An 8,911-nucleotide genomic window follows, 5' to 3' on the forward strand; every position below is an offset into this window, starting at 1 on the left:
GTCTCGCGATGCGGTCGATGCCCTGCACGCCAATGATGTCCAGGTGGTGATGATCACCGGAGACGCCCAGGCGGTGGCAGAAACCGTGGCCAAAGATCTCGGGATCGACCGGGTCTTCGCTGGAGTCCGGCCTGAGGACAAGTCGGCCAAGGTCGCTGAACTGCAGGACGAAGGCAAGAAGGTGGCCATGGTCGGCGACGGCGTCAATGACGCCCCCGCCCTGGCCCAAGCTGATGTCGGCATCGCCATCGGTGCCGGCACCGACGTGGCCATCGGCTCAGCCGGGGTGATCCTGGCCTCCTCCGACCCCCGCTCGGTGCTCTCAATCTTCGAGCTCTCCCGTGCCAGCTACCGCAAGATGAAGCAAAACCTGTGGTGGGCTGCCGGCTACAACATCGCTGCGGTGCCGCTGGCCGCCGGCGTGTTGGCTCCGATCGGGTTCGTGCTGCCGATGAGCGTCGGCGCGATCCTGATGTCCGCCTCCACCGTCGTGGTGGCCCTGAATGCTCAGCTGCTGCGCCGCCTTGACCTCACTCCGCAGGCCAGCACCGACCGAATCCTCGACCGGGTCTAGCGCCGGAGAAAAAGCCCACACCAAAGCAGGAGAAAACCAGAATGACCACTACGACCGACTCGCCCACCGCAGGCCACGGTTACATCAGCGACAAGGACCGCTACCTCGCCCGCCTCAAGCGCATCGAAGGCCAAGTCCGCGGCATCCACCGGATGGTCGACGAGGACACCTACTGCATAGACATCCTCACCCAGATCAGTGCGATCAACTCCGCGCTGGAGAAGGTGGCCTTAGGCCTGCTCGATGACCACCTCAAACACTGTGTTGTCTCAGCGGTACAGGATGGTGGCGATGAAGCCGAAGCCAAGATCAAAGAAGCCTCCGACGCCATCGCCCGCCTCGTACGATCCTAGAACGACTGTTGTGTCGCCCAACTTCAAAGCGTCCATCAAGCCCAACGAAATCTCGACCTTAGACTTCAGGCTTGCAGACAACCATGCTAGGAAAGTTCGGAGCCTGCCCTGCAAGTGCGAACCGATCCCTGGCGGTGTCACCTTAGGCCGCCCAGAAGCAAGCTAGACATGACTACAGGGCCCGCTACCTGACACTCGGTTCCGGGACACGACCGCCCTGCCCACTTTCTCGAAAGGAAATCGATTATGGAACACAAGATCAAAGTCGCTGTCAATGGTTACGGGGTTATCGGTAAGCGTGTAGCTGACGCGGTGGAAGCCCAGGAAGACATGGAGCTGGTCGGGGTCAGCGACGTCACCGCCGATTATCGGGTCGCCTCAGCGGTTGCGAAAGGCATCCCGGTCTATGCCTCAACCGACGAGGCCCGGCAGCAGATGCGGGCTGCGGGATACCCCCTCGTCGGCGGGCTGTCGGACCTGCTGGGCAAGGTCGACGTCGTCGTCGACTGCACTCCGGCTGGCATCGGAGCCGCAAACGTAGACCTCTATCGCAGCCTCGGCGTCAAGTCGGTCTTCCAGGGTGGGGAAAAGCACAGTCTCACCGGTCACTCTTTCGTCGCTCACGCCAATTACAAATCCACGTTGGGCCGGGATACGACTCGCGTGGTCTCGTGCAACACCACCGCTACCGTCCGCACGCTGACTGCGCTCCAGGACGCCGAATTGCTGTCCAAAGCCCGGGGCGTGCTGGTGCGGAGGGCCACGGACCCGTGGGAATCCGATCACTCGGGAATCATGAACACCGTTGTCCCCGAAGGCCGCATCCCCAGCCATCAGGGCCCGGACGCCCAGTCAGTGGTCCCCAATCTGGACGTGGTGACGATGGCGGCCAAGGGAGCGCACACACAGAATCATCTGCACTTCTGGACGGTGGAGCTTACCCGTGCGGCAGAGGCAGAAGAGGTCCTCGCGGCGTTAAAGGCGATGCCGCGGATCGCTTTCGTGAAACGTTCGGACGGGGTTGTTGCGGTCAACAGCACCGTGGAGCTGATGCAGGATCTGGGCAGGCCCCGCGGCGACATGTACGAGGTCGCCATCTGGGAAGACATCTTGACCGTGCAGGGCAATGAACTGTTCTGGACGTACACAATCGATAACCAGGCCATCGTGACCCCCGAGAACATCGACGCCATCCGCGCATTAGCTGGGACCGTGGAGGACGGCGCAGAATCCATCCGGCGCACCGATCGTGCTCTAGGGGTGCGCGCCGACTTTACGGCCACCGATTAGCTCAAACAACAAACCTCACCACACGGGCAGGACGAGATTGATCCCAGACTTCGAGGTCAGGTGCGCGAGGCGTCCGTAATTGTTTCAGTTGCTTCACCCAGGGCAACGTCGAAGTCGTCGTCGCTCTGGGTGACGGTGAGTCCCTCGGTCAGAGCGCGTGAGAAACTGGCAATGACTCCCTGGTGGCGTGCCAAGCGAGCAGTGGCTTCGGCTCGGGAGTAGCCGCCCGATAATGCCAGCACCCGGAGCACCCGTGGGTGCTCTACGAGCTCGTGGTAGAGGTTCTCGACTTCGGGAAGCGTCAGTTTGAGGATGACTGACTGGTCCTCGCCGAGATGGTCCAATTCGCTTTGGAGTGCCGCTTTGAGCTGCTTCTCCGTCTCAGCCTTTCGGGGGCTATGGATATCGACCTCCGGCTCAACAATAGGGACCAAACCGAACTGGAGGATCTGTTGAGCGATCGCGAATTGCTGCGCGACCACAGCGTGGAGCCCCTCCCCTGGCTCTTTGATGAGCGAACGCATTTTGGTGCCGAACATTCCTTTGCTGATCGCACTCTTGAGCAGGTTGTTTAGGTCAGGGATGGGCTTCATCACCTGAGCTCCGTGTGATTCTTCAGCCAGGCCCTTGTCGATCTTAAGGAACGGCACGATGTCCTTGACGTCCCAGAGGTAATCCCCCGTGGGGGTTCCTTCGATGTAACGGTTCATCGTGTCTTCGAACAGGATAGCCCCGAGGATGCGGGCACCATCGAAGCTTGGGCTTGTGATGATCCGGGTCCGCATCTCGTGCACTAGGTCGAGCATCACTTCCTGGTTGGGATAGGCCTCCGCCTCGATTCCGTAGAGTTTCAAAGCTTTCGGTGTGCTGCCCCCGCTTTGATCTAACGCTGCGATGAAACCGACCTCGTTCTTGACCCTGTCCTGTTTGGCTGAGTCCATGGCTCCCCCTCGGTGTACTCGAACTGCTGCTGTGATTCTTGAGCCTACTGTCCCTCGCGGTAATTTGTCTCTGCCCTCGGGTCCCCCCTCTGTCGAAGGGATGGTTATGGCAGTTCACCTCCGCATGTAGATCATGAGGAGCGTGAACCTCTGGAGTGCCGGGGAGTCTTTCGCCTCGCAGAATGTTCAGCGTGGGAGCGTCTCCCCCAAATAATGCGGCTTGCCCGGCGTCGGTCGCGCCAAGCGCAGCTGAGAAGAGCGACTACTGGTAAGCCGATGGCGGCACCGAAAGCGCCGGCCAGCGGGCAGGTCAGAAGAAAACAGGCCTGTACCAGCGAGGACTGCGCGACGAGCAGCAAAGTCTGCTCAGCTCGATGCTGTTGCGAGGCAGCGGTCGCGCTGGCGGGATGAGGATCGGTGAGGGAGTCGCGCCGGTGAGGAGCCTTGCCGCGAGTAGTGCTGCCCACTGTCGTGTCCCGGCGACTCACACGTCAACGACGTCAGGAAGAAGCGATACGGGCAGGCCTGGTGAGCATGACGACGATCCGGTATGCGCTCCAACAGCGCCGGTGTATCCATGGAGACGATCACGGACCCGCATCCGCATGCGGCGAGCATCAGGGCGACGTCGGGCTGGGGCCTCCCAAGTTCTCCTGGACCAGGTCCATGTGTTGACGCTGACCATCGCTATGGTCGTGGCCACCACGAGGTTCATTGCCATCAGATGGTCACGATGTTGGCGTCCCACGTGACGGGACCTGCTCGCCTTAGCGTTGGTAGTCGGCGTAAAACTTGATGGCCAGAACGCCGATGTAGCCGCCCACGAAAATTCGAACCATCGACAGAAGTTTACGTCAACGAGTGATGCCCCCGGCGTCCGAAACCGGGGGCATCAACCAGTGAGATATTCAGTTATTCAGGCTGGGCTCCCTACCGCTGGAGCGTAGCCGGATGGCTCAGGGTCAGGTCACCCTTCGCACGCTGGTGGGCGAGCCGAAGATGCTGCGCACGGTCACACCGGAGGAGGGGGAGCCGGCATCGGCGATTCGTCCGTCGCCCAGGTAGATAGCCATGTGGTAGTCGCCCCAGAAGATCAGGTCACCGGGCTGACGCTCATCCCAAGACACCTGGCGTCCCTGGGTGATCTGATCATAGGTAGTCCGCCCAAGGCTCACTCCAGCCGCAGCATAGGCTGCCTGAGTAAAGCTGGAGCAGTCCCAAGCGTTAGGGCCATTGCCGCCCAGCCGGTAATAAGTGTCCGAACGGTTGGCGGTGTTGACCGCCCAGTCCATTGCGATCTGCGCGGCATTACTCCCACCGCCGCTGGCAGGCTGCGGGTTAGCAGTCTGAGTCTGCGTCTGGGTCGGAGTGGGGGTCGGCGTCGGGGTCTGGGTCTGAGTCGGGGTGGGAGTGGCCGACTGGGTCGGGCTCGGTGAAGAAGAGGAGCTCGAGCCGGAGCTTGACCTGGAGCTTGAGGTGTTCTGGCTCTCCAAGTAGTTCACGTGCCACTGCAGAGCGTTCTGCGAGACTCGACCGTCACCGGTGGTCAGGTCTGGGTTGTTCAGCACTGCCCGGTAATAGTCACCGCCGCTGCCGCTGAAGCCCGACTCCAGCTCCGCGCCGGTGCTCAGCAGGCTCTGCATGGAGCTGGAGAGGTTTCCCCAGGACGGAATCGACGGGGTGGAGGACTGCTGCGTGGCAGCCCGTGAAGGAGAGGACGACTGCGACGGCGAGGGAGTCGACGTCGGCGTCTGGCTCGGAGTCGGCGTCGAGGTGGGAGTCGGCGTCGGTGTGCTCGACGGGCTGGCGGAGCGGGTCGGTGAGAGGCTCGGAGCAGCCTCGGCCTCCTCCTCAGCTTGCTCCTCTGCTTCTTCCTGGGCCTGCAGGTAGGAGAGGTGGCCCTCCAGCACGGTCCAGTTGACGGAGCCGCCGCTGGTGGTGAAGTTGGAGTTATCCTGCACCATCCGGTAGTAGTCCTCGGCGCTGCTGCCGCTCTCCAGTTCACCGGCCTCAGCCAGCAGCTCGCGCTGGTCTGAGCTGAGGGAGTCGAAGCTCGCCGGTGAACTCTGGTTCGAGGCGGCGCTGGAAGTGGCGCTCCGTGTCGGTGTGGCGCTGGGGCTCGGAGTCTCGGTGGGGCTTGGGGTCGCGCTTGGACTTGGAGCCGATGACGGGGATGGCGCCTCACTGGGCTCTTCCTGTTCCGTCTCGTCCGCTTCGGCCTGCGACTCCAGGTGGTCCACATGGGCGGCGACAGCATCCCAGTTGACGGCTCCGGTGGAGCTGGTGAAGTACTCGTTCTCCAGCACCAACTCGTAGTAGTCGCGTGCACCGTCTTGATCTTCCAGCTCTGCGCCGGCGGCCAGCAGCTCACGCTGCTCCTCAGTCAGTGTATCGAAGTCGGAAGCTTCGGAGTCTTCAGCAGATGCGGCTTCCCCGTCCGCATCTGCGGCTGCTTCGGCCTCGGTTGGTTCTTCGGCGGGCTCTTCAACCGCTTCGGGTTCGGCCGGCTCTTCAGCCGACTCAGGTTCTTCGGGCTCGTCGGCAGGCTCAACAGTGGCCTCGGCCACGTCGGCGTCGTCGGTGGTGATCTGGGTCTGTTCGGCGTCGGCGCGTAGCTGCTGGATCCGGTAGACCAGCTGCTGCTCGTCGATCTCGCCGTCCTCATCAATAAAGTCGGCATTGCCTAGGAAGTTCTCCAGGAAGCTTTCGAAGCTTCCCTCCCAACCCTCAAGGTCCTGCAGTGCCTTCAGCTGTTCGCGGATGTTCTCGCCGAGCTCTTGCTGGGAATTGTTGGTCTCAGCGTTCGCCTCACCAGCAGTGGCCAATGCAGCGGCAGTTTCTTGGGCGGCGGCTTCGGCGCGCTCACGCTCGGCCTCGGCCTCTCGTGCGGCCTGTTCGGCCTCGACGGCGGCCTGCTCAGCCTGCTCCTCGCGCTGCTGGTCTGTCGCATCCTCAGCGAGGGTGCCCTCATCGCCCAGCAGCACATCGGCCGCGGAGGAGTCCTCCTCCTGATAGTCATCGGAGGCGTCCACGGCCAGAGCGGCCTCTGCTTCCAGCGTGGCCTGCTCTGCGGCTTCGGCAGCCTCTGCGGCTTCTGCCATACGGGAGGCGGCCAGGGACTGCTGGCGCTGCAGCTCGGACTCAAGCTCATTGGCGCGCTCACTGGCCTGGCTGATGCGTCCGGCAATATCTGCCATCAGCTTCTCCCGTGCCTGATCGGACTCTTTAGCCGTGGAGATCTCTTTGGCAGATGGGGTGTCCGGCAGCTCGGTGACAACGAAGTTGTCGGCGAGGTTCTGCTCGCTCTCGGACTGTTCGGCGACGGCGTCACCTGTCCGGTCAGCGACCAGGTCGGGCAGAGTCGTCCCGACAAGCGCTGTAGTCACCACGACGGCGGTCACGGCCGCCACCGCGAGATTACGACGGTGTTTCACGGTAGTTCCTCACTTTTCCTCACTGGTGCAACACAGCGCAGATGCCCCTCCTGGTGAGGAGCCTCTCGGATCAGGGAGCTGACGTGGAGCGCCCGGCCCGGGGGATGCGATGGGAGTCCCGGTTCAGGCGCCGCCATGGGAATTTCGTCTGCTTGATGACCCTCGCGGCGCTACGAGGTTCACAGTAATTGCGAGAAGGTCACGGTGGCAATAGGCCGTGTCGTTTCTGTGACTTAACTGTGAGGCCTGGATCCGCGTGATGCCGGGGGAGAAGGGTCACAGAACGGTATAGTTCAAACCTTCAAGTAGGTTGAAGGTTGCGCCTCCACAACTTCGTCACAGGTATGTGCTAAGCCCTGTCATGGGGCCTCTTCAGCCCCATCCCAGCCGGTGCAGGGTCGGATCATCGATGCCGAAGAAGTGTGCGACTTCGTGGACCACGGTGACCATCACCTGCTCGACGACCTCCTCGCCGGGCCTGAGAAGCCTCCAGGTTCGAAATCACTGGATGGTTCGCGCACACATGCACTCATGAATACGACCACCTTGACGGATACCTCTTCGTCAACCGGCTCAAGGAATGCGACGCGAGACGCTGGATGAAGGTCGTGAAGAGGGAGGGTTGGAATACGCCTGGCAACTCATCGCTGCGCGGAGTGGCCCCAGGCGCCTTGGGGGGACGACGGCGATCCAGCCTAATCGGCCCCTGAGACTTAAGAGCAGCCTAGACGCCCAGCACATCGCCGTCTTAGCCGCTTCCACCGGCGCTAAGCTCGGTGACAACCAGGTGCCTGCTACACAGGCGGGCTACCAGCAGATGCTGGGCTTTCTCGCCTCGTTCGGCTCAGTGCGGCATTGTCCCGCTTCGGTTAGTGACGAGTTACGGGGTTTCGGTGTTGAGGTCGACAACCACTGGCGTGTACGCCTTGCGGGAGGCGAAGCGCAACACGAGACCACCGAACGAATACCGCACGGAACCTCGTTCAAAGCCGGCCTGGGCCAAGACCGCTTCTAGTTGTCCTTGCTCAATGAGTCGGTGTGGGGATCGGTCGACCATGTGGGCCAGTGTTGTCATCCGTGATGCGACCAGGTCATATCCAAGGAACAGCCCTCCTGGTCGCAGGACACGTGAAGCTTCGCTTACAGCGCTTTCCCAGTCGATCACGTGGTGAAGCATGAGGAAACTCGTCACGACGTCGAAAGACTCCTTGTCATAGTGCAGGTGTGTGGCGTCGGCTTGCTCCGCCGTGGTCTGCGGTAGGCGTGCTAGCCCGTGTCGTGCCGCGCGGACCATGGTGGGGTCAAGGTCGGTCACCGTGAGGTGTACCTGCCGATTCGTGCGGGCAAGTTCTGCGGCCATAGTGCCGCTCCCACCACCGATCTCGAGCACCTCACCTGTCAACGCGAATCCTTGGGTGCTCCATGGGAGCATCCGGCGAGCCACGTGCCTCCAGGGTCCGCTGCGGCAGAGTAGCCCTTCAAGAGCGGACATGATCGGCATGTTGGTGAGCTTTCCTGAGCAACTGGTGGGTCCCACGATAGGTTCAGGCGAGTCGCCGGGAGACGCGGTCCGTGGCACCCCATTAAGTGCCTAGGATCTCATGGTCGAACGAGTGGCAGCTAGGCCTCCTGTCCAAGCCGCCAGTAACAGAACTAGAGTGCACAACTGGGCTTTCGCGCGTTACTGAGCGCAGAGTTGGCTGTCTTCCTTCTGCTTCCTGCGTCGGTGGCTGGGCGGGACGTCCACCACTGTGTCCCTCACTTGAGTTCGGTCAGCGGGCTTCGACGGTGCCCATCATGCCTTGGTCTTCGTGGTCGAGGATGTCTATGCAGTAAGTGTCCTCATCGACCATCCTGTGGATGCCGCGGACTTGGCCTCCGATACGTTTGGGTTGGGCGATGTAGCGATTCTTGTCGCTGATGTAGCCATGGCCTGCGGTGGGCGAGTCGGTCGTAGTGGTCATTTTGGCTTTCTCTTGCTTTGGTGTGGTCTTCCCTTGATTGACAAATGTCATGGTCCCCTCAACGCGGCTTCAATACGCTGGACGGACTCCGGATGGCCGGGGCGTCTGTTGAGCCTCTGATCGAAGAAGTTCCGCTAGGAACGTCCAGTCTCAAGCGCACCTGCCGTGACTGCGTCCGTTGAGGGCGTGATTTCGGGTTCCGGCAGTTCAGTCCAGAGATGCCAGAGATAAGCAGAATATGGAGGTAGCAATGCCAGCGACAGTCGGTGAACTAGTCCACCCGCTAGGTGTTGTGGGGCATGAGGTTCTTGCCACTGGTGCGTCGATGAGATGAGGAACGGGCTCCCCGCCACAG

At 61.8% G+C, this 8,911-nt stretch carries 7 protein-coding genes and 2 pseudogenes; 4 read left to right on the plus strand and 5 right to left on the minus strand.

Translation table 11 applies throughout. The annotated features are described in order from the left end of the window. The 3 genes from FEF26_RS14620 to FEF26_RS14630 form a co-directional block, all read left to right on the plus strand. Nucleotides 1-574: HAD-IC family P-type ATPase (locus FEF26_RS14620; protein WP_138254275.1), on the plus strand; the 574-nt coding region annotated here is incomplete at its 5' end. Nucleotides 575-615: 41 nt separating this feature from the next. Continuing rightward, nucleotides 616-927 carry a metal-sensitive transcriptional regulator gene (locus FEF26_RS14625; RefSeq protein ID WP_138254276.1) on the plus strand — a complete coding sequence of 104 codons (312 nt, stop codon included), beginning with the start codon at nt 616-618 and terminating at the stop codon, nt 925-927. A 246-nt stretch (nt 928-1,173) separates the two neighbouring features. After that, nucleotides 1,174-2,217, plus strand: a complete 1,044-nt coding sequence (locus FEF26_RS14630; protein WP_138254277.1) for a type II glyceraldehyde-3-phosphate dehydrogenase — start codon at nt 1,174-1,176, stop codon at nt 2,215-2,217. Nucleotides 2,218-2,273: 56 nt separating this feature from the next. On the opposite strand, the gene FEF26_RS14635 is transcribed toward FEF26_RS14630, so the two are convergent. The 3 genes and pseudogenes from FEF26_RS14635 to FEF26_RS14645 form a co-directional block, all read right to left on the minus strand. Then, complete coding sequence (locus FEF26_RS14635; protein ID WP_138254278.1) at nt 2,274-3,158, minus strand: fructose bisphosphate aldolase; 885 nt, start codon at nt 3,156-3,158, stop codon at nt 2,274-2,276. Between the two features lie 962 nt (nt 3,159-4,120). Then, the gene (locus FEF26_RS14640) at nt 4,121-6,592 is read right to left on the minus strand and encodes a C40 family peptidase (protein WP_138254279.1); all 2,472 of its coding nucleotides are present in this window, start codon (nt 6,590-6,592) and stop codon (nt 4,121-4,123) included. A gap of 372 nt (nt 6,593-6,964) precedes the next feature. Beyond that, nucleotides 6,965-7,081, minus strand: a pseudogene (locus FEF26_RS14645) (metallopeptidase family protein); the annotation flags it as partial. A gap of 11 nt (nt 7,082-7,092) precedes the next feature. Here FEF26_RS14645 and FEF26_RS14650 point away from each other — a divergent pair. Then, nucleotides 7,093-7,302 carry a peptide deformylase gene (locus FEF26_RS14650; protein ID WP_138254282.1) on the plus strand — a complete coding sequence of 70 codons (210 nt, stop codon included), beginning with the start codon at nt 7,093-7,095 and terminating at the stop codon, nt 7,300-7,302. 170 nt (nt 7,303-7,472) lie between these two features. Here the strand turns inward: FEF26_RS14650 and FEF26_RS14655 are convergent, their stop codons facing one another. Together FEF26_RS14655 and FEF26_RS14660 are read right to left on the minus strand one after the other, a co-directional pair. Further along, nucleotides 7,473-8,084: a class I SAM-dependent methyltransferase gene (locus tag FEF26_RS14655; protein ID WP_243730614.1), complete on the minus strand. Its 612-nt coding sequence runs from the start codon at nt 8,082-8,084 to the stop codon at nt 7,473-7,475. Nucleotides 8,085-8,409: 325 nt separating this feature from the next. Beyond that, nucleotides 8,410-8,556: pseudogene (locus tag FEF26_RS14660) on the minus strand (metal-sensitive transcriptional regulator); the annotation flags it as partial. Between the last annotated feature and the right edge of the window lie 355 nt (nt 8,557-8,911).

Origin of the sequence: Nesterenkonia salmonea (assembly GCF_005771525.1) — a bacterium.
GTDB classification, from domain to species: Bacteria; Actinomycetota; Actinomycetes; order Actinomycetales; family Micrococcaceae; genus Nesterenkonia; species Nesterenkonia salmonea.

Bases quoted from the DNA above. Each gene is read 5' to 3' on its own strand.
- FEF26_RS14630 (WP_138254277.1), top strand. From the start codon at position 1,174: ATGGAACACAAGATCAAAGTCGCTGTCAATGGTTACGGGGTTATCGGT.
- FEF26_RS14655 (WP_243730614.1), bottom strand. From the start codon at position 8,084: ATGTCCGCTCTTGAAGGGCTACTCTGCCGCAGCGGACCCTGGAGGCAC.
- FEF26_RS14635 (WP_138254278.1), bottom strand. From the start codon at position 3,158: ATGGACTCAGCCAAACAGGACAGGGTCAAGAACGAGGTCGGTTTCATC.
- FEF26_RS14625 (WP_138254276.1), top strand. From the start codon at position 616: ATGACCACTACGACCGACTCGCCCACCGCAGGCCACGGTTACATCAGC.